Source organism: Vibrio sp. 10N.247.310.23, from assembly GCF_041467155.1.
Taxonomy (GTDB): Bacteria; Pseudomonadota; Gammaproteobacteria; order Enterobacterales; family Vibrionaceae; genus Vibrio; species Vibrio crassostreae_C.
In genome coordinates, this window is record NZ_JBFSTZ010000009.1 from 39,982 (window position 1) to 63,532 (window position 23,551).

General features: G+C 45.1%; 20 protein-coding genes and 1 pseudogene. 8 read left to right on the plus strand and 13 right to left on the minus strand.

Annotated elements, in window-relative coordinates; all coding sequences use genetic code 11:
• Positions 1-75 precede the first annotated feature (75 nt).
• Together pstB and AB6D93_RS08800 are read left to right on the plus strand one after the other, a co-directional pair.
• Positions 76-825 (plus strand): phosphate ABC transporter ATP-binding protein PstB, encoded by a 750-nt coding sequence (pstB, locus tag AB6D93_RS08795; RefSeq protein ID WP_004737715.1) that lies wholly within the window; start codon positions 76-78, stop codon positions 823-825.
• A 336-nt stretch (positions 826-1,161) separates the two neighbouring features.
• Complete coding sequence (locus AB6D93_RS08800; RefSeq protein WP_017064257.1) at positions 1,162-3,306, plus strand: GGDEF domain-containing protein; 2,145 nt, start codon at positions 1,162-1,164, stop codon at positions 3,304-3,306.
• A gap of 69 nt (positions 3,307-3,375) precedes the next feature.
• Here the strand turns inward: AB6D93_RS08800 and AB6D93_RS08805 are convergent, their stop codons facing one another.
• The 6 genes from AB6D93_RS08805 to AB6D93_RS08830 are packed head-to-tail and all read right to left on the minus strand — an operon-like array spanning position 3,376 to position 10,354.
• The gene (locus AB6D93_RS08805; RefSeq protein WP_102332717.1) at positions 3,376-5,055 is read right to left on the minus strand and encodes a BatD family protein; all 1,680 of its coding nucleotides are present in this window, start codon (positions 5,053-5,055) and stop codon (positions 3,376-3,378) included.
• Positions 5,056-5,057: 2 nt separating this feature from the next.
• Positions 5,058-6,986 (minus strand): VWA domain-containing protein, encoded by a 1,929-nt coding sequence (locus AB6D93_RS08810; RefSeq protein WP_372139328.1) that lies wholly within the window; start codon positions 6,984-6,986, stop codon positions 5,058-5,060.
• A complete protein-coding gene (locus tag AB6D93_RS08815) occupies positions 6,979-7,986 on the minus strand; it encodes a VWA domain-containing protein (RefSeq protein ID WP_017065686.1) in 1,008 nt (335 codons plus the stop codon). Before AB6D93_RS08815 ends, AB6D93_RS08810 begins: the two co-directional genes overlap by 8 nt.
• A complete protein-coding gene (locus AB6D93_RS08820; RefSeq protein WP_102332715.1) occupies positions 7,979-8,464 on the minus strand; it encodes a DUF4381 domain-containing protein in 486 nt (161 codons plus the stop codon). Before AB6D93_RS08820 ends, AB6D93_RS08815 begins: the two co-directional genes overlap by 8 nt.
• A complete protein-coding gene (locus AB6D93_RS08825) occupies positions 8,461-9,387 on the minus strand; it encodes a DUF58 domain-containing protein (RefSeq protein WP_017065688.1) in 927 nt (308 codons plus the stop codon). Before AB6D93_RS08825 ends, AB6D93_RS08820 begins: the two co-directional genes overlap by 4 nt.
• A gap of 10 nt (positions 9,388-9,397) precedes the next feature.
• The gene (locus tag AB6D93_RS08830; protein ID WP_017064262.1) at positions 9,398-10,354 is read right to left on the minus strand and encodes a MoxR family ATPase; all 957 of its coding nucleotides are present in this window, start codon (positions 10,352-10,354) and stop codon (positions 9,398-9,400) included.
• A gap of 456 nt (positions 10,355-10,810) precedes the next feature.
• Between AB6D93_RS08830 and AB6D93_RS08835 the strand changes: the two genes are divergently transcribed.
• Positions 10,811-12,727, plus strand: coding sequence for a methyl-accepting chemotaxis protein (locus AB6D93_RS08835; protein ID WP_102332714.1), 1,917 nt, complete (start codon positions 10,811-10,813; stop codon positions 12,725-12,727).
• A gap of 208 nt (positions 12,728-12,935) precedes the next feature.
• On the plus strand, positions 12,936-13,136 hold the full coding sequence (locus tag AB6D93_RS08840) for a hypothetical protein (protein WP_010431457.1): 201 nt from the start codon (positions 12,936-12,938) through the stop codon (positions 13,134-13,136).
• Positions 13,137-13,394: 258 nt separating this feature from the next.
• Here AB6D93_RS08840 and malK read toward each other — a convergent pair whose 3' ends face one another.
• Positions 13,395-14,507 carry a maltose/maltodextrin ABC transporter ATP-binding protein MalK gene (gene malK, locus AB6D93_RS08845; RefSeq protein ID WP_017060047.1) on the minus strand — a complete coding sequence of 371 codons (1,113 nt, stop codon included), beginning with the start codon at positions 14,505-14,507 and terminating at the stop codon, positions 13,395-13,397.
• A gap of 664 nt (positions 14,508-15,171) precedes the next feature.
• Here malK and malE point away from each other — a divergent pair.
• From malE to malG, 3 genes are all read left to right on the plus strand, one after another.
• Positions 15,172-16,356, plus strand: coding sequence for a maltose/maltodextrin ABC transporter substrate-binding protein MalE (gene malE, locus AB6D93_RS08850; protein WP_017060048.1), 1,185 nt, complete (start codon positions 15,172-15,174; stop codon positions 16,354-16,356).
• Positions 16,357-16,437: 81 nt separating this feature from the next.
• Positions 16,438-18,009, plus strand: coding sequence for a maltose ABC transporter permease MalF (malF, locus tag AB6D93_RS08855; protein WP_017060049.1), 1,572 nt, complete (start codon positions 16,438-16,440; stop codon positions 18,007-18,009).
• 11 nt (positions 18,010-18,020) lie between these two features.
• Positions 18,021-18,911 (plus strand): maltose ABC transporter permease MalG, encoded by an 891-nt coding sequence (gene malG / locus AB6D93_RS08860; protein WP_017060050.1) that lies wholly within the window; start codon positions 18,021-18,023, stop codon positions 18,909-18,911.
• A gap of 561 nt (positions 18,912-19,472) precedes the next feature.
• Here the strand turns inward: malG and AB6D93_RS08865 are convergent.
• The 4 genes and pseudogenes from AB6D93_RS08865 to AB6D93_RS08880 form a co-directional block, all read right to left on the minus strand.
• Positions 19,473-19,745 carry a hypothetical protein gene (locus tag AB6D93_RS08865; RefSeq protein ID WP_019822928.1) on the minus strand — a complete coding sequence of 91 codons (273 nt, stop codon included), beginning with the start codon at positions 19,743-19,745 and terminating at the stop codon, positions 19,473-19,475.
• 237 nt (positions 19,746-19,982) lie between these two features.
• Positions 19,983-20,486 (minus strand): acyl-CoA thioesterase, encoded by a 504-nt coding sequence (locus AB6D93_RS08870; protein ID WP_019822926.1) that lies wholly within the window; start codon positions 20,484-20,486, stop codon positions 19,983-19,985.
• Positions 20,487-20,892: 406 nt separating this feature from the next.
• Positions 20,893-21,147 (minus strand): annotated as a pseudogene (locus AB6D93_RS08875) (peptide ABC transporter substrate-binding protein); the annotation flags it as partial.
• A 48-nt stretch (positions 21,148-21,195) separates the two neighbouring features.
• Positions 21,196-22,089: a DMT family transporter gene (locus tag AB6D93_RS08880; RefSeq protein WP_017064264.1), complete on the minus strand. Its 894-nt coding sequence runs from the start codon at positions 22,087-22,089 to the stop codon at positions 21,196-21,198.
• A 98-nt stretch (positions 22,090-22,187) separates the two neighbouring features.
• Here AB6D93_RS08880 and AB6D93_RS08885 point away from each other — a divergent pair, with 98 nt between their 5' ends.
• The gene (locus AB6D93_RS08885) at positions 22,188-22,976 is read left to right on the plus strand and encodes a helix-turn-helix domain-containing protein (protein WP_029235520.1); all 789 of its coding nucleotides are present in this window, start codon (positions 22,188-22,190) and stop codon (positions 22,974-22,976) included.
• Between the two features lie 100 nt (positions 22,977-23,076).
• On the opposite strand, the gene AB6D93_RS08890 is transcribed toward AB6D93_RS08885, so the two are convergent.
• Together AB6D93_RS08890 and AB6D93_RS08895 are read right to left on the minus strand one after the other, a co-directional pair.
• Positions 23,077-23,259, minus strand: coding sequence for a hypothetical protein (locus tag AB6D93_RS08890; protein ID WP_017060054.1), 183 nt, complete (start codon positions 23,257-23,259; stop codon positions 23,077-23,079).
• Entirely contained in the window at positions 23,256-23,465 is a 210-nt protein-coding gene (locus tag AB6D93_RS08895) for a hypothetical protein (RefSeq protein WP_048609786.1), read from the minus strand. Before AB6D93_RS08895 ends, AB6D93_RS08890 begins: the two co-directional genes overlap by 4 nt.
• Between the last annotated feature and the right edge of the window lie 86 nt (positions 23,466-23,551).

The following is a 23,551-nucleotide window of genomic DNA, read 5'->3' on the forward strand; positions in this document are numbered from 1 at the left end:
CATAAATAAAGCGAGCCCCCGTGATAAAGAAAGCACCAAGTTAGACACGAATTTAAGAATTTAGAGATTACGAACATGAATAAATTTGATATTGAGAACCTAGATCTGTTTTACGGCGACAACCAAGCGCTTAAATCTATCAACCTGCCAATTCCAACTCGCCAGGTTACTGCTCTGATTGGCCCGTCTGGCTGTGGTAAATCAACACTATTGCGTTGTTTGAACCGCATGAATGACCTAATTGAAGGCGTTACGATTAAGGGTAAGCTGGATATGGATGGCACTGACATCTACGGTAATATCGATGTCGCTGACCTACGTATCCGCGTAGGCATGGTATTCCAAAAGCCAAACCCGTTCCCAATGAGCATCTACGAGAACGTGGCATACGGCCTACGTGCTCAAGGTATCAAAGACAAAAAACACATCGATGAAGTGGTTGAGCGCTCGCTACGCAGTGCTGCACTGTGGGATGAAGTAAAAGACCGTCTTAAAGCGCATGCATTTGGTCTGTCTGGTGGTCAACAACAGCGTCTATGTATCGCACGTACCATTGCAATGGAACCAGATGTAATCCTGATGGATGAACCAACATCGGCTCTAGACCCAATCGCGACACACAAGATTGAAGAATTGATGGAAGATCTGAAGAAAGACTTCACTATCGTTATCGTAACGCACTCAATGCAGCAAGCGCGTCGTATCTCAGACCGCACGGCTTTCTTCCTAATGGGAGAGCTTGTAGAGCATAACGAAACCAGCGTTATCTTCAGTGAACCAAAAGATGATCGTACTAAAGGTTACGTAAACGGTGACTTCGGTTAATCGACGATTTACGTGTGGTATTTAAGCGATTAGATACCTTTACACACTAACTGAAACGCAGGTTAGATAATCGAATAGAACAACAGAATTATCACTATAACTATAAGCGATGGAAGTTTTGCCCCACTATAGGTGGGGCTTTTTTATGTGTCTAAAAAATCCCCAATGTCGATGTGATTTTGGGCAGAGAATCCCATTTTTGTCGTCCTTCTCATGCTTGTGATAATGTTAAAGGTGAAACTGTGACCCGCTTAACATCTCATTTTTACTTACATTGATTGCATATCAAGCCTTCTGTATTTTTGCTTTATTCTTAATCGCCAATGGAAGGAAGCTGTGCCTGTTAAAGCCTTTGCAAAACAAATATCTGCGACACGCGACCATCGTCTGTTGGCTGAGTCTCTTTTTGACTATCTGGTTAAGGTACTTACTCCAAAAGGGATAGGAATATTTGCTGAACCGACGCCGGAGAGCGACGCATTACCGCTTTTTTCTTATGGCGACCTAACCTCATTGGCGAGCTACCCCTCTACATTTTGGCCGTGGGTCTCACAGTTTGATACCGCAGACGGGGTTTTGCCAATGGCTATCAACACCTGCAAGTGGGAACACATGAAAGTGCTTGGTGGGGAGTCGTTTATCATGATGCTCGACAACGCACCTGCCTCCAGAACTTATTTAATTGTTCAAAATTGCAATGCTGAGAAGGTTAATCAAACCTTTGACCAAGATCTTGATGTGTTACAGCTCGCGGCTGCCCGTTGGCAATGTATTCGTGCCGAAAAGAACGCGGCGCTAGAAATCAAACACAGAGACACACGTGAAGCTCAATACTTAGATGAGATAAAGTTACGTGAGCTGTTTGTAGAGAACATGAAGCTGGTTCATCAGGTCGCGCTTGAGCTTTCTAACCCTGAGTCACTCGATGCTTTGTATAAAGCATCGGTTGAGGCTGTGCGAGACAGGTTAGGGTTTGATCGTGCGATCTTCATGTTGCTTGATATGAAAAAGCGTTGTTTCAGCGGCACTTATGGCACTGACGAAGCGGGTAAAACCAACAGTGAACACCACACTCAATACGATTTGCACCAACTTGAAGCGGAATACATTGAAGCGCTGTCTGATAACCATACTAATCTAGTCATCATCGATAATGCGCCCCTGTATACAGAAGGTAAGGTGGTCGGGCAGGGGTGGAATGGCATGCTTATCTTGCGTGAAGGCGACAAACCTGTCGGCTGGATCGCCATGGATAACTACATTCATCGCTCACCGATTACTAACTATCAAAAGCAGATGCTTGAGTCTTTTGGCTCTTTGCTTTCTCAAATCTATATTCGCAAGCGCCAAGAGCAGAACATACGTATGTTGCACTCGAGTATGGTTGAGCTGTCTCGATGCGATAGCGTCAGTGAAGTCTGTAAGTCCGCGGTTAGTTTTGCGATTCAACATCTAGGTATCGATCGACTGGCTGTTTTCCTAACAGACAAAAAGTGCAGTTACATGCAAGGTACTTGGGGCACTGACATCAAAGGCGATATTGTCGATGAGTCCTATTATCGCTCTGAGCTGGTGGAACGTGACATTGTAGCCGCAGCTCGTGCTTGCCCTAATCAAGTTGCCTTTGAAGAATCAGTTCCTATCTATCACGATTTCAATATTGTGGGAGTCGGTTGGACGGCAATGACCATGCTCACCACCAATACGGGTGAGCCGATTGCGTTTATCGCTGCTGATAACCTATTAACTCGCAGTCCTTTAACCTCACAGCTTCGTGAGGTAATACGTATCTTTGCTTCGAGCCTTGCTGAGGTGCTGCAAAGAACCATGGCTCAAGAAGAACTGAAAAAGCTCAATGAAACATTGGAGCAAGAAGTCAGTAAGCGTACCCAAGAGCTAGAGTTGGCGAATGAGCAATTGGATATCATTTCTAAGCTAGATCCTCTTACGCGCCTTGGAAACCGCCGTATGTTGTCGCAGGTTCTAGAAGACTTGAACGGTGACGATCAAGGTGCCTTTGCCTTACAGAATGAAATTACATTTGGCTTGATTCTTGTCGACCTCGACCACTTTGGTTTGTACAACAGTGTCTATGGTCATACTGAAGGGGATGCGGCTCTGAGGACGGTAGGTGAGATACTGAATGCCCATGTTCACAATGATAAAGAAACCTTCTGCCGGATTGGCGGAGAGGAGTTTATGTTGTTGATGATTGGCACGAATCACTCAGAGACAAAGCAACGTGCAGAGTCGATTAGAAAATGCATTGAAGAGGCAAAAATCCTGCATTGTGAAAGTAGTACCAGCCCATATTTAACGGCATCCGTTGGCTATGCCTCGATAACGTCTGACCAGCATCAGTTCGATTTTGATTTGTTGTATGGCAAGGCAGATAAAGCCTTGTATCAAGCCAAAGACTCGGGGCGAAATCGAATTGTTTCTGCCTTAAAACGTAAAAAAGTCACAGCCTCTCTTTCTTAAAATAAAGGCCGTTGATCTCAAGATGATCAACGGCCTTTGTGTTTTACTGTTCTTGATGAACAGCGTCGACTAAAGATTTTCTAGCGAACTATTATGCTTTTTACTCGCAACTCTCTTGGGCTTCTTCACCGTTTTGATTGCCAGCTCAGGGCTCCATGTTTGGGCTGGTGAACCGGCTTCACCATAAAGGCTTTGGTTTAGCTTGGTGAGTTCGGCTTCAACGGTTTGTAACGTCTCATCACTTAGATCTGTATTTTCGGATTTCCATTGCTCAAATAAGGTTCTGGTCATCACGCCATCTTTCGTTCTTAGAGCTTCAATAAGCGCTTCTGCGGTATCTGATTGACGTTCAACAGTGTGTGTTGGTTTTGTCGTTACACCGCGGCGTGACCAGAAGTAGAATGCCAATGCTGAGCTGATTAGCCACAAAGCTGCAAATAGGGCGGTGAGATAAGGCCAGATCCCTGGGCTATCCACAGTAACAACCGTCGGGCTTACTTGTTGGGCGGGCGTAGCAGTAACTGGTGGAGTGCTTGACGCTGCGCGATCACTTGCTTTTACCGCTAACTCTAGCCCCTGCGCTTTGCTGGTTTGTTCTGATTGCAAATCGGTGTTAAACCAAGCTTGAGACACATCAGGAAGCGAGATGTTTCCTGCCTCTTTCGGAATCAAGACTTGCTTGTAAACAACGACAGAATCACCTGACTGAGTTGTGCCAAATTGCGGCTTCTCTTCATAAACACGTACCGAAATAGGGTAGGTGATATTCAGTTTTGGCAGCTGGTGTTGCGTTAAGTTGCTAGCCGTCATCGTGATGGTACGAGTTAACGAATCACCCGCTTCCATTTCAATGGTTTGGTTGTCGCCTTCTAAACCATTACTATTTCCCAGTTGATTGCCTTGGCTATCTGACCATTGTTGAATCAGTTTGAAGTTTGATGTTGGTAACCACTCACCTTGGTAGCCTTTTGGTACGTCCTTCACAGTTACATCTAAGATTTCAACGGGCGTGTCGAGCTGGAACAGACGCGTTGTACTGGAGTTGTTGGTTGAGTAAACAACGGCTCCATTCAGCTTCGGTCCATTCAGCTTAAACTGTCCGGCCTTTTGTGAAGAGATACGGAAAGACTGTTGAACTACCGTCACCTCTTGTCCATTGAGAACATCTTGAAATTGCTTCGATTCACCAATAGGTTCCACATCTAAGCCCGGCGAGCTCGGTGGCGCAATTTTAGGATCTTGCAGCCTTCTTGGGTCAGCTTTGATGATGAGTTTTACATCAAGCTCAGCCACTTCTTCTGGGTACAGCGAGTTCTTGCTGAGATTAAGCTGGAACTCTGCCATATCATGTTGAGTTGGAGCGGCTTTGTTAATTGCAACATTGATGGTGATAGGCTTGGTTTTTGCCCCTTCAATATCAAAACTCGGGATTTGCAACTTACCCAAACGCAGTGGAGCAAGGCTAATGTTCCATTCACTTGATACCGAACGGCTGCCATTGACGATTCGCATCGAAGACCCAAAGTTTGGTGTGCCAACATAGAAATCCTGCTGGAGCGCTGTTAGATCTAGAGCATCAGAGGAGACCTTTTCATCGGTTGCAACTCTAAGAAGGAACACTTCATCTTTGGTGACACTGTTATGTGAAACGCTCGCCACGGCGTTTGCAGCCAATACTGAGAAGGACGAGAAAGCTCCCAACAACAATGTTAGGAGTACGGATAAAAATGGCTTGTTTAAAAATCGCATGGTTACCACTTTTTGTTCTGGTTGTTAGGAGCACTTTTTTGTCGTGCTTGTAAAATCATTTGCGCTTTAAGCAGTTGGCTCGGGTCACGGGCGCTTTCTACTTGCTCAAGTTTTCGCATGTCAGGGTCGCTCGACAGAGGTTGATCTGAGGTTTGTGCTACAGCTTGCTGACTACTTTGCTCACCATCTTCTTTTGAAGCTTGTTGTGCGCTAGCACTTTGAGGTGTAGCGCCTTCTTGGTCACTCTGTTTCGGCTGATCACTGTTACTTTGTTGCGTGGCTTGCTTGTCGTCTTGTTTAGACTTTTCAGAGTCAGAGTGATTTTCAGGTTGGCCTTGAGATGAGTTTTGGTCTTGGCTACCGCGTTGATCTTGGTTACTGCTTTGATCTTGCGACTTGCCATTGTCAGCGGAGCTTTGTTGTTGATCCTGAGAGCTTTGCGAAGAATCATTTTGCTGACCTTGCTGACCTTGCTGACCTTGCTGACCTTGCTGACCTTGCTGACCTTGCTGATTTTGGTCTTTCTGGTCTTTGGAGTCAGAATCGCCTTGCTGTTGCTGTTGCTGTTGCTGTTGCTGTTGCTGTTGCTGTTGCTGTTGCTTCTGAGCCTGTTCGACAATCTCTAGGTTCTTCTTCGCATAAGCATGTTCAGGGTTGCTTTCAAGAATACGTTGATACTCTTGGATCGCTTGGTCGTACTTACCTTGTTGGGCTTGAGCGTTAGCAAGGTTGTAGCGAGCATCTTCACTAGAAAGCTCTTGCAGCGTCTGCTCTGCGGCTTCGAAATCACCGGCTTTGTATTGAGCAATGCCTTTCCACTCTTGTTGGGTGAACTGTTCAGCAGCTTGTTGGAAGTCCTCGTCCTGATACAGCTGATAGCCTACTTGATCATTGGTTTTCCACGGGTTCGCAAACGCAGTATTTGGTTGGCTAAAAGAGATAACTCCAGCTAAGGCACACCAAATAACCCCTTTCCTGAATAATCCAAGTGCCGGAAGTAATAGCAAAGGCAGTAACCAGAAACCGTTGTTCACTCTGGTGTTGAGTGAGTTCTTGGTCTTGGTTACTTCCGATGTTGTTGCAACGCGGTCGAGGTAGCTCGCGATGTGTTCAACATCTGAGTTATCAAATTGAACTTCAGTGAACGTGCCACCAGAGCTGCGTGTAAGCTCGCGCATGTTCTTCAAGTTGGTTCTTGCCACCACGGTTTGTCCTGAGTCGCTTTGCAGCATCGACCCCGTAGGTAACGAGATTGGCGCACCGTTTTCACTCCCTACAGCTAGAATCGACAATGTCCAATCGTTGCCAGAGAGTAGGGAGTCGATCTGCTTCTGCTCTTGGTCATCGATGTCATCAGCAATCAATACCAAATCACCTTGATAGATCTTCGCGCGAGTCATCATATCAATCGCAAGCTTAACGGCTGATGCGGCATCACCACCTTGATAAGGCATGATATCTGGCGATAGGTTAGGCACTAGGTTTTTGATGGTGTTGATGTCTGACGTTAGCGGGCTAATGGTGTAAGCATCCCCAGCATACGCCACCATGCCTGTTAGCCCTTCTTTCCACAATGAAAGCAGATCCAGAGCCTTGTATCGCGCTTGAGTTAAGCGATTCGGCTTAATGTCGGTGGCATACATAGACATCGACATATCCATGATCACAACTCGTGCCTGCGTTTTTTCAAAGCTCGGCTGTTCGTTTTTCTCGAAGCTTGGTCCAGCTAATGCAATAACGCCGACCAGCCACCAAATTCCGAAGTAAGTACTGCGATTTTTCGATGGCTTACTCGATTCTGGTGCCAAGTATCGCGCGATGTGTGACGCGAGTAATCCTTGCTTAGATTGTGTCTTGCTCAGCCACCAAATAGCGGGCAGCACGACAAGCGCCAAGAACCAATATGGGTAGATAAAAGTAAAGTTAGACATTGTTTCTCCTAATGGCTAACAGCATAAATGCGAAGAACATTGCCGCCGACAGTGGCCATACAAACCACTCTTGTTGCGGTCGCCAGATCTTAGTGGCGTTCGTCACGGGCTCTAACTGGTTAATGGTGTCGTAAATCGTCGCTAACTCTTTGCTGTCACGCGCTCGGAAGTACTGACCGCCGGTGCGTTTGGCAATTTCTATTAGTGTACGTTCATCCAAGTCTTGAGCAGTATTGACTTTGCGCGTCATGAAGAACTCTTTGACCATCATCTCGCCTGCACCGACACCCACGGTGTAAATCGTTGCGTCGTATTTCTTTGCAATATCCGCCGCTTCTAATGGGTCTAATACCCCGGCGGTATTACTGCCGTCGCTGAGTAGAATCATTACACGTTGGGGCGCATCGCTATCGACAAAGGTTTTGGTGGCAAGACCAATACCATCACCAATCGCTGTTTGAGTACCAATCAGCTTTAACACCGCTTGATTGAGCTGTTGTGAAAGCGTATCTCTATCTAGCGTAAGCGGGGTCTGCAAGTAGGCGTGATCAGCAAATAGTACCAATCCGACTCGGTCGCCTTTTCGTCGCTCAATAAAGTCACTCAATACGCGTTTCACCGCCGACAAGCGGTCGATGTATTCGCCATTGAACTGCATGTCTTCTTGGCTCATCGAATAGGAGAGGTCGACAACTAACATTAAATCACGATGCTTCGGCTGAAACTCCACCGGTTCGCCATACCATACAGGGCGTGCGCTCGCCGTAACCAGCAGAAGCCAGATAATCACGGACAACGCCTTTGGTAAGCGACTGCTCGGTGTTTTGGTATTGCTGTCTTCTGGCAGAAATGGAAGCCTTAGGGCATTGCTCGATTCTGACTTTGGTGAGAACAAGTAAACGAGCAACGGCAGTGGCGCGATGAAGAACATCCACCACCAAACGAACTCGATGTTTAGCAAGTCCCTGCTTAGAAACATAGTGCTTAGAAAATCACTCATAACGACCTCGCTTTGGAGGAAGTGCTTTGCGAAGCCAAGTTTCGCAATCATTAACCAATTGCTGTTGAGCCTTTTTCTGTTCGTCGTTCATTAGGGCTACATCTTGATAGAGCGCTTGTTGCCACTGGGATTGTTTTGCTACAAATAACGGCTTCGCCAATTGCGCATCTAAGAACTTCAACCAATCATCACCAGACAAACCTGCAATTTTTTCACGAGGGAAATAGCTCAGTGCTGCTTGACGAAGGATGCGTTGTGCTTTGCTCGGAGACAAACCATCTTGGGACTGACTATTGCTAAAGTAAGACAGTGCTTCTTGCTTCGCCTGTTGATTGTTTTTTCTACGTTTTAGAATGAAAAACACCAAAGCAATCAGGGCAATGGCTGTGATAACCACTGCCCACCAACCCCACGCCAAAGGCCACCAAGTCGGTGCATCTGGCGCAATAACCGGACTTAAATCTAAGGGCTGTTTCATGACTGAGCTCCTGATATCTGGCTCATGAGTGACTGCGCACTCGACAGCGAGCTATAAGGTATCGCGAGAGATAACCCCATCTGTTGCAGCTGCTGTTTCTTAAGCGAAAAAGCATGGTTAAGCTTTTGCTTTTCTTTATTAGAAGAGAAATTAAACCATTGAGTTTTGCTGCCATCGGTGACCTGTTTAGAGCCTTTATAGGTGGTTTCACCTTGCTCTAGCGGGTCGTAGAAATGCACAAGACGTACTCTGTTGTGTCGGCGAATTTGACTGATAAGTGAGTAGTCACTTTCTTGGTAACGCACAAAGTCACTGAGCATAATAATATCGCTTCCTTTAGGGCAAAGCTGGTGCAGAGATTTCAGCCCATGCTCTAAGGTTGTGTCATTATGATTGTCGTGATGAGTCAGCGCTGCATTATTGATTTCTATGACTTTTTGCAAAATACGCAGTGGAGCATGGTTGCTTGCACTTGGCTTAATCTCAATGACCTCTTTGCCAGTATCGATCACCGCGCCAATTCGATCTTTTTGAGCCACAGTAAGCCAGCACAGTTGGCTAGCAAAGTGTGCAAGTTGAACCGATTTCAGCAACAAGGTTGAGCCGAAAATCATACTGCTTGATAGATCCAAGAATAAAATGACAGGCTGTTCTCGTTCTTCAGAGAAAAGTTTGGTATGCGCTTTGCCCGTTCTGGCTGTTACACGCCAATCAATGCTGCGAATGTCATCTCCCGCTTGATATTGACGAACTTCAGAGAAATTCATCCCGCGACCTTTACGGTTGCTCTCGTGTTGGCCGTTAAGCTGTGACCAAAGGCTCTTGGCGGGAGGCAACCAGCGAACAGACTGCGCTTTGTATTGCAGAAGTTCGTCCAGGTTTAACGTGACACCGTCACTATGGTTGGGTAGTTGATTATTCATGCGCGTATCCCTATGCGCTGCCAACCAATGAAATAAGGTGTGCGATCACTTGGTTTGCGGTGACACCTTCAGCTTGTGCGTGGTAGCTGCGCAGTAGACGGTGGCGTAACACAGGGAATGCCATCGCTTGAACGTCTTGTGGCGTGACGTAATCTCGTCCTGCAAGCCAAGCGTGAGCGCGGGCACAACGGTCTAACGCAATGGTTGCACGCGGGCTGACACCCATGTCTAACCATTGATCAAGTTGGTCACTGTATTGCTTAGGTTGGCGAGTCGCCATAACCAGTCTGATGATGTACTGCTCAATGGTGTCTGCCATGTGAATGTTGAGCACTTCTTGGCGCGCTTCAAAGATCGTTTGCTGAGATATCTGTTGTGGCTGAGCTGATTCGTTACCTTGAGCCTCACCACGGTTGAGTCGTAAGATCTCAAGCTCGCTTTCCATATCTGGGTATTCAACCTCTAGGTGAAGCAAGAATCGGTCTAACTGAGCTTCCGGTAGCGGGTAAGTCCCTTCTTGTTCAATTGGGTTCTGTGTTGCCATTACCAAGAACAACTCAGGCAGCGCATAGGTTTTTCGACCGGCAGTTACTTGTTTCTCTGCCATTGCTTCCAGCATTGCCGCTTGAACTTTCGCCGGAGCTCGGTTGATCTCATCCGCTAGAATCAGCGAGTTGAAAATCGGGCCTGATTGGAAAGTGAACTCCCCAGTCTCAGGACGGAAGATGTCGGTACCCGTCAAATCAGCAGGTAACAGATCGGGAGTGAATTGAATGCGGTGGAAGTGACCCTCAACACAATCAGCCAATGATTTTACTGCGCGAGTTTTTGCTAAGCCGGGAGGTCCTTCAACGAGGATATGACCATCCGCTAAAAGGGCGATCATCAGTTGCTTAACGAGCTCTTTTTGACCAATGATTTGAGACTCTAGATAGTTTTGAAGGACTTCGAAATTTGTTTTGTGCATTTTGGACTCTCTGGGTATCCATTTGATTTTTATTTTGAGTATTGGTCACTGATTTCGAGGAAAAAGTTCCAGTACATTTGCGTAATTTATTTTTTCAAAATTGGAAATATTTACAAGTGGTTAGCTAAAAAAATCGTTAGGTTGTGATTATTACTATATCAATTGGTTTTTATATACAAAAGCTCGGCGGTGGGGAGTGGTTTGAGTTCGGTTGGGTCTCAGGGGGTGAGAACTAAAATTGACTCTCGACAATGCGGTATTTGCTTAGTTAATTCATGCTCAAGGTGAATATTTCTAATTGTTACATCATATTTGCAGTTTTTTGAGAAGAAAGTCTCTAGTTTTATTGGTTGTGGCCGATACATCACTCAGATTGTGCATTGCTTGTTGGAGTGCACTAAAAAAGTCCTGTTCAGGGTATACCAATAACGAGCGATTCTTTTTAAAGGTCCAAATATGTTTAAAACTAACTCTCTGAGTATCAAGCAAAAAGTTGTACTTGGAATTACCTTTGCGGTTCTTGCATCGACAGTGATTGTCGGCGCAATGGCACAACAACAAGCAAGAGATGTATTAAGTCATCGATTGATCGATATTGAACTTCCAGGAATGCTAGAGCGAATCAATGGTGAAATTGACCGAGAAGTCTCTCAGCTATTACTAGCGGCGGAGCAAATTGCTTCAAATGAATTTATTTCTGATGCTATCGAATCGACCGAGCGCGATGCCGCGCTAGAGAATAAGCTGGTTAAACAACTGAACAATGTTCGCAACCAATATCAGTTGAACGATGCCTCGGTAGCGAACCGTCAAACAGCTTACTACTGGAATCAAGATGGTTTCTTACGTCAGCTAAACCAACAACAAGATGGTTGGTTCTTTGGCTTTACGCAATCTGGACAGCCGACCATGGTGAGCATGTTCCAAGAAGCGAATGGCGAAGTGAAGATGTTTGCTAACTATCAGCAGCCTTCTGGTTTGGCGATGTCTGGTCTATCAAAATCGATGGATGACATGGTTAACTTACTCAATGGCTTTAAGATTGAAAATACAGGCTTCGTATTCTTAACCGATAGCCAAGGTGATGTTCAAATTCACCGTGAGCGTTCTCGCAGTGACTCTTCACTTCAACAACTTTACGGTCCTCAAGCAAGCCAACTACTGAACAAGTCGGGTTTTAACCTGATTACCACTGAAAGCCAAGGCCAAGAGCTGTTCGTGGCGAGCTTGTATGTGTCTTCAATGGACTGGTTTGTTATTGGTGTCGTTCCGACTGGTGAAGTGTTTGCAGAGTTAGATGCGACAGCGCAGAAGATGCTGATCATGACTGCGGTTGTGGCATTAGTGTTTATCCTAATGGGCGTAGTTCTGGCGAACAGCATTACTCAACCGATCAAGCTTTTGGCTAAGCGTTTCGGCGACTTAGGTGAAGGCGACGGTGACCTTGCACAGCGTATCGAAGTGAAAGGCAACGATGAAATTGCACAGCTTTCAAAAGGCTTCAACGGATTCATTGAAAAGATTCACGAGTCGATGAAAGAGGTGTGTTCGACAAGCCAAGCGCTTCAAGTGGCTGCAGAGAGTGTTTCGAATAAAGCTCACATCACCCACGACAACAGCCAAGAACAGCGCGACCAAACGCTTCAAGTGGTGGCTGCAATTAACCAAATGGGTATGACCATCAGCGAGATTGCATCGAACGCGGCAACCGCAGCAGAAACGGCAACTCAAGCTTCAGGCAATACGGAAGTAGGCCGCTCTGTGGTGAACAAAGCAAAAGACGCGATCAGTCGTTTGGCGCAAGATATTGAAAGCACGGGTCAGGTAGTAGAGCAACTGGCTTCTACAACTCAAGACATCGGTTCTATTCTGGGTGTTATTCGTGATATTTCAGAGCAAACTAACTTACTCGCATTAAACGCTGCAATTGAAGCCGCCCGTGCTGGTGAGCAAGGTCGTGGTTTTGCGGTTGTAGCGGATGAAGTACGTAACCTAGCAAGCCGTACCGCAGATTCAACGGAAGAGATTCAAAAGATGATCAACCAACTGCAAAGCGATGCTAAAGATGCGGTAACGGCAATGAGTGCGGGTAAGGTGATTACCCTTGAAGGTGTATCGGCTTCGGATGAAGCGGTAGACGTGCTGAGTGGCATTTCAGACCGTATCGTTGATATCACAGACCGTAACACTCAAGTGGCAACGGCAACGGAAGAGCAATCAACCGTAGTTCACACCATCAACCAGAACATTGAAGAGATTAACGCAATCAACGAAGTGACAACGGGCACGGCTGAGCAACTTGCTGAAGCGAGCCAAGAGCTTCGTGATCTATCGTCTCGTCTAGATAAGATGGTTGGTTCATTTAAGCTTTAATTCTTTCAAGCTGTAACATGACTTAGAAAGGGATATAGACGAAGAGCTGGGGTCATTTCATCGTTAATCCGGCTCTTTTTATTAGTACGCTAATTTGCCTCTAACTGCCTTTAGCTTGATCTGGTTTCGGGCTTTGCTTTTAATCACCCTAGCATCATAGGGCGTAAATGAGTAAAATCTCGTTAGGTTTAATATTTAGGTAAGTATCATGAGCGATTTTGAAAAAGAACTAGAGCAGATGACTCAAGAGATGGGCGATGAGCCTGAGGTGAAACTGCCATCACTTGAAGAGCAAAAAGCAATTGTTGCTGAGTTCAAGCGACTAGAGGCGGAAGGCAAACTGACTCCTGAAGTGTTAGAGAAGCATTTTGGCCAGTTCAACAAACAGAATGATACGCCAATTCACTAAGTTGATTTAGACAGGTTTCATGTCTGAAAGAAGTGATATTAGCGGTTGGGTTCATAGCCTAACTAACAGATAAAGGTCTAGCGCTTGCTAGACCTTTTTTATTGCCGCTAGCGAAAGACCGAGTGGCTGACTCATGAACTATTCAATGTAAGTGAAACTCGTATCCAACACATAAAAATATCCAGCACATAAAAAAATCCCCCTTACTGAGTAAGAGGGATTCGATATGGGCAAGTTATATCCTAAAAGGCTAAGCGATTAGTCTGTGCCGTATTCTTTGTACAAACGACGACATGCGCGGCCATCGCTGTGGAACAGGTGACAACGGTGCGCTGGAATACCAATCGCCAACTTGTCACCTGATTCGATTTTCAACGTGTCTGGCTGGCGATAGATAACATCAGCATCGGCACTTTCAAGGTTTAGGTAAACCTGAGTTTCGTTACCTAGTTTCTCTACCATCATCACGTCAGCTTCAATCGTCGCGTCACCTGATTCAGCAGACATCAAGTGTTCAGGGCGAATACCCAGAGACATACGATCGCCAGCATTGACAGTCGTCCCGTCAACAGGGATCCAGAAAGTCATGCCATTAGAAAGTTGTACCAATACGCGTTCTGCTTCAGCTTGTTCAATGTGTACCGACATGAAGTTCATCTTCGGTGAGCCAATAAAGCCAGCAACGAAACGGTTTTGAGGGTAGTGGTAAAGGTCAAGCGGCTTACCGACTTGAGATACATAACCACCATCCAGAACAACGATCTTATCCGCCATTGTCATCGCTTCCACTTGGTCGTGGGTAACGTAGATCATGGTACAACCCAGTTGACGCTGTAGCTTGGTGATTTGCGAACGCATTTGAACACGTAGCGCGGCATCTAGGTTTGATAAAGGCTCATCAAGTAGGAATACGTTTGGTTGAGAAACCAGAGTACGACCAATCGCAACACGTTGACGTTGACCACCAGAAAGCGCTTTAGGTTGGCGCTCAAGAAGGTGACCAAGCTGAAGGATTTCTGCAGCATGTTCAACGCGTTTGTCGATCTCAGCTTTATTTGCGTTTGCTAGCTTAAGACCGAAAGACATGTTGTCGTATAGGTTAAGGTGAGGGTAAAGCGCATAAGACTGGAATACCATACCTACGCCACGCTTTGACGGTTCAACGTCATTCATGCGTTGGTCGCCAATGTACAAATCACCAGACGTAATGTCTTCTAGACCTGCGATACAACGTAATAGCGTCGATTTACCACAACCTGATGGTCCAACGAATACTACGAATTCACCTTCGTTGATGTCTAAGGTTACGTCCTTAGAAATCTGTACATCACCATATGATTTATAAACGTTTTTTAACGTGACACTCGCCATCTAGCTTGTCCTCGATCGATCAAATTTTAAGTTTTACTGCTTATCATTATAAGAAATTTTTGGGTCAGCAGTAACTGTAGGAATTGGTAAGTATTGAGTGAGTAAGAAAAAAGTGGGTGAGACTTGGCTTCTTTAACCAAGCCCACCCGTCATAGCCAAACTGATGCCCATTTCCCCCACATCCAGCTAAACCTCCCCCGTGATTCAATCACAGATTTAGCTCGATGCTAATATAAGACACCAGCGGGCAGTGAAGCCAACTAAATGAATAATGCGTCAACGCATAACACTTGCCGGTAAAGGGTTCTTACTATCCACTCTTGGATGAATGCAGTTTCGGTGAATTGGCGTAAGGGTACATCCTCCTAATGGAAAATTAACTAGGGGGAGTAGGAGGGGAGGAGTAGATAAATGGGGTTATTAATAATTGGCGATCCAGTTCAAATAAATCCACCGCGTAACGGTGATGTTGATCACGATGAGTATACGTTTTGTGATTGCAGTCTCTAATCTGACCGGATGGCGATCACGAATTTAAGCCATAATAGCTAGGGCGTAGTGGCTAGGATGATGAGCTAGGGTCTGTTTTCTCAGATCATAACCTCCGAAAACTGGCTCGTCTTGGTAGATGTGCCCTACGTATAAATATAAAAAGGATATTCACATGAAAAACGCTCTAAGCGCTGTAGCTCTAGGTACAATAGTTGCTCTGGGTTCTTTTGGTGCAAATGCTGCTATCGAAGAAGGACAACTAACAATCTGGGTAGGTGGTGACAAAGCTTATGAAGGCATGGCTGAAGTAGGTAAACGCTTCGAAGAAGATACTGGTGTTAAAGTAACCGTCGCTTTCCCTGACAAGCTAGAAGAAAAATTCCCTCAAGTAGCAGCAGCTGGCGATGGCCCAGACATGATCTTCTACGCACATGACCGTTTTGGCGGCTATGCAGAAGCGGGACTTCTTGTTGATATCAAACCTTCTAAAGAAACTAAAGAAGGTATCGTAGACTTCGCATGGGACGCTGTTTCATACGAAGGTAAAACAATCGCATACCCTGTTGCTGTTGAGTCAGTTTCGCTAATTTACAACAAAGCGCTTGTTCCTAACCCACCTAAGTCTTGGGAAGAAATCCCAGCACTTGATGCTGAACTTAAAAAAGACGGCAAGAAAGCGATCATGTGGCCTCTACGTGGCGGCGCTTACTTCACATGGCCTTTACTTGCAGCTGACGGCGGTTACGCATTCAAACAGACTGCAGAAGGTTACGACATTAAAGATGCGGGCGTAGCGACTGACGGTGTTCAGAAGTCTCTAGGTTTCATCGAGAAGATGGTACAAGACAAAGTTATCTCTGCAGACATGGATTACTCAGTAGCTGAGTCTGAATTCGTTGCAGGTAACGTTGCAATGACAATCAACGGCCCTTGGGGTTGGGAAAACATCAAGAAAGCTGGCGTAGATTACGGCGTAACAACTTTACCTAAGTTCAACGGTAAAGCGTCTAAACCTTTCGTTGGTGTATGGGCAGGTGGTATCAGCACTGCGTCTCCAAACCGCGACCTAGCTGTTGAGTTCATGGAAAACTACCTACTAACAGATGAAGGTATGAAGAGCCTGAACGACGACAAGCCACTAGGCGCTGTTGCTCTTAACTCTTTCCAACGTCAACTAGACAGCGATACTCGTATTGCAGCAACAATGGACAACGCGATGAACGGTGAAATCATGCCTAACATCCCTCAGTTCACAACATTCTGGTACAGCATGGAAGAAGCGATCGGCAACGTAGTTGACGGCCGTCAATCAGTAGACCAAGCACTAAAAGCTGCTGAAGGTCGTATGGTTAAGTAACACCCAGGCACTACCTTTTAAGGAGAGGGTAACCTCTCCTTACTTTTCTATTTTTTATCTATATCGCTAGCAGGTTCCTCTATGCAGTCAGTTCAAGGTACAGATGCTATCCCAGCACCATCAAGCCTTCCAGGCAGTAAAAGCGTCTTCATTAAATGGGGGTTGCTTGGTAGCGTTGGCTTAATAAACGGCTACGCTACAATTCTAATGTATTCTCGCGGTGAGCTCGCTTTTGCGCTGCTTACAGTGATCTTAACGGCTTTGGCACTTTACATTTTTGGTAGTAAAAAAACTTACGCCCACCGTTATATTTACCCAGGTATTGCCGGAATGATCTTGTTCATTCTTTTCCCATTGGCATACACCGTAGGGCTTGCGTTTACTAACTACAGCGCGAAAAACCAACTTTCTCTAGAGCGTACTCAAACCGTTCTTTTAGACCGTTCTTTCCAAAGCGGTGAGAGCTACCCATTTACTTTGTACAAGACAGATGACGGTCACCAGATCGTTGTAAAAGATGGCGATCAACTGTTAGCGACTGACGTATTTTCTCTAGACAATATGACAGAAACAGAGATGGACCTATCTGTTATTGAGTCTGCGCAAGGTGAAAAAGAGAAGATCAAAGCGATCATTCAAAACCGAGCAGCAATCAGTGGTGTTGATTTCAATCTACCTGACGGTGGTGACATCCGCATGAGTGGCTTACGTAAGTTTGCTTCTGTTGCTCCGCTTTACACGCTACAAGACGATGAAGAAACGTTAATCAACAATGAAACGGGTGAAGTTCTCAAGCCAAATATGGATGTGGGTTTCTACCAGCCTGTTGATGCAAATGGTGAGTTTACGGGTAATACCATCTCTCCAGGTTTCGTGGTTAGCATTGGTACGCATAACTTTGAGCGTGTATGGAAAGATGACGGCATTAAAGAACCGTTTATCAGCATCTTTATTTGGACGGTTATCTTCTCGGTATGTACCGTAGCGTTCACGCTAGTTATCGGCCTTGTATTGGCTAACATCGTGCAATGGGAAGAGTTGAAAGGTCGTTCTATTTATCGTGTTCTACTGATTCTGCCTTACGCCGTACCCGCGTTTATCTCGATTCTTATCTTTAAGGGTCTATTCAACCAAAGCTTTGGTGAGATCAACATGGTGCTCGAGAATATCTTCGGCTTAAGCCCGAACTGGTTCTCAGACCCTATCTTAGCGAAAACCATGGTGTTGATGGTTAACACATGGCTAGGTTTCCCTTACATGATGATTCTATGTATGGGTCTGCTTAAAGCGATTCCTGATGATTTATACGAAGCGTCAGCAATCGATGGTGCGAACTTCCTTGATAACTTCAAGCGCATTACGTTCCCATTGATGATTAAACCGCTTACACCGCTATTGATTGCAGCGTTTGCCTTTAACTTCAACAACTTCGTAATGATTCAACTATTGACGAACGGTGGCCCGAACATGATTGGTACTTCTGAGCCAGCGGGTTACACAGACTTGCTTGTAAGCTACACGTACCGAATTGCATTCGAAGGCGGCGGCGGTCAAGACTTCGGTCTAGCAAGTGCTATCGCAACGCTTATCTTCCTATTGGTTGGTGCACTAGCGTTACTAAACCTTCGTTTCACTAAACTGTCTCAAGATTAAGGAGCACGACAATGGCTATGGTACAAGGTAAAGGCCTTAAATACCGAGTGTGGGCAACGCATGCAGTGTTGTGGTGCTTCTTGGCAATGATTATCTTCCCACTACTGATGATCATCGCGATCTCGTTCCGTGAAGGTAACTTCGCAACCGGTAGTTTGATTCCAGATAACCCATCATTGGAACACTGGAAGTTAGCATTGGGTATGTCAGTAACGAACGCAGATGGCTCGGTAACGTCACCTCCGTTCCCTGTGCTAACTTGGTTATGGAACTCAGTGAAGGTTGCAGGTATCACATCGATTCTGATTGTGACACTGTCTACGACATCGGCTTACGCGTTCGCTCGTATGCGCTTTAAAGGTAAGAACACAATCCTGAAAGCGATGATGATTTTCCAAATGTTCCCAGCAGTATTGGCTCTAGTAGCAATCTACGCGCTGTTTGACAAACTTGGTCAATACATTCCGTTCTTAGGCTTGAACACACACGGTGGTCTAATCTTCTCTTACCTTGGTGGTATTGCACTGCACGTATGGACGATTAAGGGTTACTTTGAAACGATTGATAACTCTCTGGAAGAGGCAGCAGCCCTTGATGGTGCAACGCCTTGGCAAGCATTCAGACTGGTTCTACTACCGCTGTCTGTACCAATCCTAGCGGTTGTGTTTATCCTATCTTTCATCGCGACAGTGGGTGAGGTGCCAGTAGCGTCTATCCTACTTACAGATGTGAACTCTTACACGCTAGCAGTAGGTATGCAGCAGTACCTATACCCTCAGAACTACCTATGGGGTGACTTTGCGGCAGCGGCTGTACTATCAGCACTTCCGATTACTATCGTGTTCTTACTTGCTCAACGTTGGTTAGTTGGTGGTTTGACGGCAGGTGGTGTAAAAGGATAAGCTGTACTCTATAAGAAAGAAAAAGAGCGACCGTTAGGTCGCTCTATATTGGCATTTTTATTACATCATTTGGTTTGGCCGCCGATCAGTAATAAAAATAACCCTCAGGTTACGCATAGCTGGCTACTAATCAGGTTCCTTACGCTATTAATGATTAGTGGTTTTTGTAACTCTAACCCAGGTATTTACTTGGGTTTTTTTATGCCTGCTACTTTTTGTTTTTTGTGTCAGCGTTACTCGTTAACTATCGCGCTCATATCTACTTTAAAACCCAAAGTTTCGAGTTACTTCTCTCCTAAATACCGACCACTTCATTTTGGTTACTTGTAGAAATGAACTAGTCTCACAAATCAGACACTCAGTATAAGTGGCTGTTGTACTATTGATATGTTGTGAATATTCCAATGCGTGATACTTCAATGATTTGTATGCAACAAAACCTGAAATTGCACTGAAAATGTATGGGTAAGCGAGAGGTAGTTACAGAATATTCAAGTGACATTCATGAGGGTTATGGAGGTAGGTTTATTTATGCTTCTGGTTTTTGGTGGGACTTAGAAGTTAGAACTCTTTACTAGAAGGAGCACAACCTAAGTGTTGCAACAACACATAGATACTTTCTTGATCGAGTGCCACGCGACGAAATAGATCGGCAAATGTCGGATCTCCACCGAAACACGTTTGGATATAGTGGTTGATTTCATTGCTGTCGTAGCCTTCGACGTACAAAGTTCTAACCCATTGGTACTCAACAGCCTTTAAATTGTTCAGTGTAGACTCGCTAAGAGTGGGGCGTATGACGCTCAAGAGTGGCTCCAAGAAATTCAAATGCATCTATTATGATTGGCGGTATTTAATCAGAGCAAAATGACGACTTTATTACAGTCAAAATAAATCAGTGAACAAGTGCCGATTCATTTCAACCTTTGGCTGGGTATCACGCTCTTATCGTCTGTATTGGGTGTGCAGCGGATTTGGCTGTGTAGAGCACGAAGGTATCAAATAGATCAATGCCAAGCAGGCGCTTGGCATTGTAATAAGGTTTTGTAGGGGGAGGGCAGCTGGTGGACCTTACTTAAGGTACTTCACGTGAGCTTCCATCTCTTCACCAATCTGTTTTCGCATGTTCATTAGGCGAATAGCCGAATCTCGTAATTCGATGTCTTCTGGCGTCTCTGGTATCCACTCTGGCACTTTAGTCGGATTACCATTCTCATCGACAGCGACCATAATAACGATACAGTGAGTTGTTAGGCGGTTATTGAGCTCTTTAGGGTCGCTTGCTTGCACGTCGATAGCGATATGCATTGAAGATGAACCTGTGTAAATGACCTTTGCACTTACTTCCACAAGGTTGCCTACATGAATTGGGGCAACGAATCGAATTCCGCCTGCATAGGCTGTTATACAGTATTTACCGCTCCAACCTGCGGAACAAGCGTAGGCTGCTAAATCGATCCACTTCATTGCTGCACCACCATGAACTTTACCACCAAAGTTCACATCCCCGGGTTCAGCTAAAAAACGCAGAGTAACGTCTCGTTTACCATCTTGTCGGCTATTGCTACTGCTCATCTATCTTCCTTCATTATTATTTTGCTGCGTAACATGCTTGTTACTTGCTAATAACAATATACTTAAGATGACATAAGTTAAAGCGGATAATCTCATGGTTAAGACTATTTTTTTCAAACAGATGATCAGTTGATGAATATTGGTGCTTAAAGGCGTATCAGGCGAATGGCAAACATGGATGAAGTGATATCAAGCAAGAGAATAGAAATACTGATTAAGTCACTAGATAGGTCGATTGCAAAAAAAACACCTAGCGTAATGCTAGGTGTTTCTAAGCCGTGTGGTACTCATGTCGGTACTTTTTTGTGTTAGCCAACCAACCGCTGTTGATTTGGTTTAGTTAAAGTGGCTGTATCTCAGATACCACTAAAGTGGTAGTGATTATTGTTTTCTTATCAGCTCACTTTTACTGTTTTAAAAAGTATAGATCCTTCGCGTAGATATTTCCTTTCGGATTATTGTTTGGGAAGCCTTTTAGTGTATTTCGCACTAATCGTGTGTGATTGTAATGATATAAAGGTATAACTGCTGAAGAATAGTTGAGTAACGACTCATCGTGCTGATATAAAGTAAAGCGTTTAGACTAATCTTCCGTTTTACTCGCTTGCTGTAAGGGCTCATCATAGTATGGATTACAGTAGCCACTCTCATTTGCTGTGTGAAACGTGAGTTTGAATTTTTACCCTAATGTGAGCGTTGGGTAATGCGTTTAGCTTTGTTGAGGGAGAGGAGCCTCAAGCCTTGGTTTTCTTCTGATTTGAGCAAGGATGACACCTGAAATCACCATCACACCACCAATGATGTGGAACTGGTTAATCTCTTCGCCAAGCCATGTCGCGGCTAATACGATCGCTACAACCGGAAGCAAGTTCATGAACATCGCGCTTGAGTCAGCACCAATGGTGTCAATCGCTTTCACCCACATCCAAGGCGCTAAAATCGAAGCGGCAACCGCTGCGTAAGCTATCAATGGGAGCGCTTGTTGCGGTGGTAAAAGTTGTTCGCTGGTAAGCCAAAGTGGCGTAAGCATCGCGACAGCAAACAGACCCTGAATGTATATCACCACCCAGCTACTGATTGGCATTTTCCAGCGTTTCAGTAGTACACAGTACGAAGCATAAACAAAGGCTGCAATTAGCATATAGCCATCGCCTTGAGTCAATTCTTGATGCATGAAGAATAACGGATCGCCTTTACCTAACATCAGGGCTAAGCCTGACAGCGACAATACACCACCCACAATACTCAAACTAGAAATCGACTTGTGCAGCAAAGGGACGCTTAAAAATACACTGATCAACGGGACTAAAGACGTGATCAATGCCATGTTGGAAGCGGTTGTGGTTAAGCCGGCGTAGTAACCTAGAGATTGATTCAATACCATGCCTAAAAAGCCGAGGAACGCTAATTTCGATAAGTTTGGCTTAATGACAGCCCACTGTTTCATCACTGGGCGAATACAGAAAGGCGTGAGAATTAACATCGCAAAAAACCAGCGGTAAAAACTCATTGCGCTAGGTTCTATGGTGCTTGCAGCAAGCTTGTTGACGATTGCATTGGCGCCCCAGATACAGACTGTAAAAAATGGTAATAGGTAATGCATGTGAATTCCGTGGCGAATGAGTTGGTGCGGCTAGTTTGACAGGTCGTTATACTTACAAGTATCTTTATAAAGACATTAAGCGCGATAGGAAGACAAGTTTGAAAAAACACTCCAGAAACCTTCATCCATCCTTATTAATTGATAAGGCACCATCCAACGTATTTATGAATTTTGAAGCGTTTCTTTCGAACACTGAAACCCGAGTTCATAGCCACTCATGGGGACAGGTTCAATTGATCAGTGGTGGTATATTAGAGATGGAAGCGGAAAGCACTCGATTTCTAGCGCCACCACATCTAGCGATTTGGGTACCGGCCGGGGTGATGCATTGCAGTTATAACCGTAAGCCTTTGGACTACTGTTCACTAAATATCGCCCCAGAACTCACGCAACACCTGCCAGATAAAACCAGCCTTATAAAGATCACGCCGATTGTGTCTTCTATTATCGATGATTTTCGCGATCGTGGGATCAATGTTGCGGAAACCGAGCAAGACCAAAGGCTCGTTCAGGTACTGCTTGACCAACTTGCGCAGCGTGAGGTTGAACACCACTTCTTGCCTTCAACCGATAATAAGTATCTAGCGCCTATATTGGCTTCTGTTGAAGAGAACCCAACCGATGAAGTGACGCTGAAAGATTGGGCTGAACGTGTCCACACCACGGAAAGAACCCTTTCTCGCCACTGCCAGACCGAGCTTGGAATGAGCTTTACCGAGTGGCGACTGCGAGTGCGCTACCTATACTCAATGGACTTGTTGAGAAACGGCCAATCGGTTAAAGAGGTCGCTCTTACATTGGGTTATAACCAAGCAAGCCCATTTATCACCATGTTCAAACGTTACGCGAACCAAACGCCAGAGCAGTATAAGAACCGTTTGTTGTAGCTCGGTCTTGTTGCCAAAAGAACGGATGTTTGCGCTAGTTAGTGCGTAGATAGACCACAAGTGAATAGATAGACCATAAGTGAATACGTGCAGTATGAGCTTATGGAATCGCCCCTAACAGCCCATATATTTCGCTCTGTTGTTCGGTGACATCCTCATAGTGTTGGTTCAATAGAGCACTGTTGCTGCCCACTTTGAACAGTATGTACGTTTCTCCGTCGACCTCGAACCAATTGAAGGTTCCATGCTGGTTATACGTGGTCATTGTTTTGTTTATCTTCATGAGATATACATTAGCAGCGCAAGACATGCAGACGTACATAAGCCAAAGAAAGAAAAGAAAAACCACGAGCCTAATACTGTTTTTTCTTTTCCTACCTCTTCATTACTTTGCTGCCAACCAAGTTCACGAACCTGATCCTTGGTAAGGTTTAAGTCTAGTTTCTCGATGTATCTGTTGAGTTCGTCATTGTGCACTGAGCTAAGCATGTTCTATCTCCTCTAACCATTTGATTGGTATTTTAGGGGAGCCCAGTGTTTGGTTAAATTAGATATTTTTCAACAGGCGTTAAGGT

Excerpts from the sequence above, each read along its gene's own strand:
- AB6D93_RS08810 (WP_372139328.1), bottom strand. The coding sequence starts at position 6,986 with ATGTCTAACTTTACTTTTATCTACCCATATTGGTTCTTGGCGCTTGTC.
- malE (WP_017060048.1), top strand. The coding sequence starts at position 15,172 with ATGAAAAACGCTCTAAGCGCTGTAGCTCTAGGTACAATAGTTGCTCTG.
- pstB (WP_004737715.1), top strand. The coding sequence starts at position 76 with ATGAATAAATTTGATATTGAGAACCTAGATCTGTTTTACGGCGACAAC.
- AB6D93_RS08870 (WP_019822926.1), bottom strand. The coding sequence starts at position 20,486 with ATGAGCAGTAGCAATAGCCGACAAGATGGTAAACGAGACGTTACTCTG.
- AB6D93_RS08890 (WP_017060054.1), bottom strand. The coding sequence starts at position 23,259 with ATGAAGATAAACAAAACAATGACCACGTATAACCAGCATGGAACCTTC.
- AB6D93_RS08865 (WP_019822928.1), bottom strand. The coding sequence starts at position 19,745 with ATGCATTTGAATTTCTTGGAGCCACTCTTGAGCGTCATACGCCCCACT.
- AB6D93_RS08880 (WP_017064264.1), bottom strand. The coding sequence starts at position 22,089 with ATGCATTACCTATTACCATTTTTTACAGTCTGTATCTGGGGCGCCAAT.
- AB6D93_RS08895 (WP_048609786.1), bottom strand. The coding sequence starts at position 23,465 with ATGCTTAGCTCAGTGCACAATGACGAACTCAACAGATACATCGAGAAA.
- AB6D93_RS08830 (WP_017064262.1), bottom strand. The coding sequence starts at position 10,354 with ATGCACAAAACAAATTTCGAAGTCCTTCAAAACTATCTAGAGTCTCAA.
- AB6D93_RS08805 (WP_102332717.1), bottom strand. The coding sequence starts at position 5,055 with ATGCGATTTTTAAACAAGCCATTTTTATCCGTACTCCTAACATTGTTG.
- AB6D93_RS08835 (WP_102332714.1), top strand. The coding sequence starts at position 10,811 with ATGTTTAAAACTAACTCTCTGAGTATCAAGCAAAAAGTTGTACTTGGA.
- malK (WP_017060047.1), bottom strand. The coding sequence starts at position 14,507 with ATGGCGAGTGTCACGTTAAAAAACGTTTATAAATCATATGGTGATGTA.
- AB6D93_RS08840 (WP_010431457.1), top strand. The coding sequence starts at position 12,936 with ATGAGCGATTTTGAAAAAGAACTAGAGCAGATGACTCAAGAGATGGGC.
- malF (WP_017060049.1), top strand. The coding sequence starts at position 16,438 with ATGCAGTCAGTTCAAGGTACAGATGCTATCCCAGCACCATCAAGCCTT.
- AB6D93_RS08815 (WP_017065686.1), bottom strand. The coding sequence starts at position 7,986 with ATGAGTGATTTTCTAAGCACTATGTTTCTAAGCAGGGACTTGCTAAAC.
- AB6D93_RS08820 (WP_102332715.1), bottom strand. The coding sequence starts at position 8,464 with ATGAAACAGCCCTTAGATTTAAGTCCGGTTATTGCGCCAGATGCACCG.
- AB6D93_RS08825 (WP_017065688.1), bottom strand. The coding sequence starts at position 9,387 with ATGAATAATCAACTACCCAACCATAGTGACGGTGTCACGTTAAACCTG.
- malG (WP_017060050.1), top strand. The coding sequence starts at position 18,021 with ATGGCTATGGTACAAGGTAAAGGCCTTAAATACCGAGTGTGGGCAACG.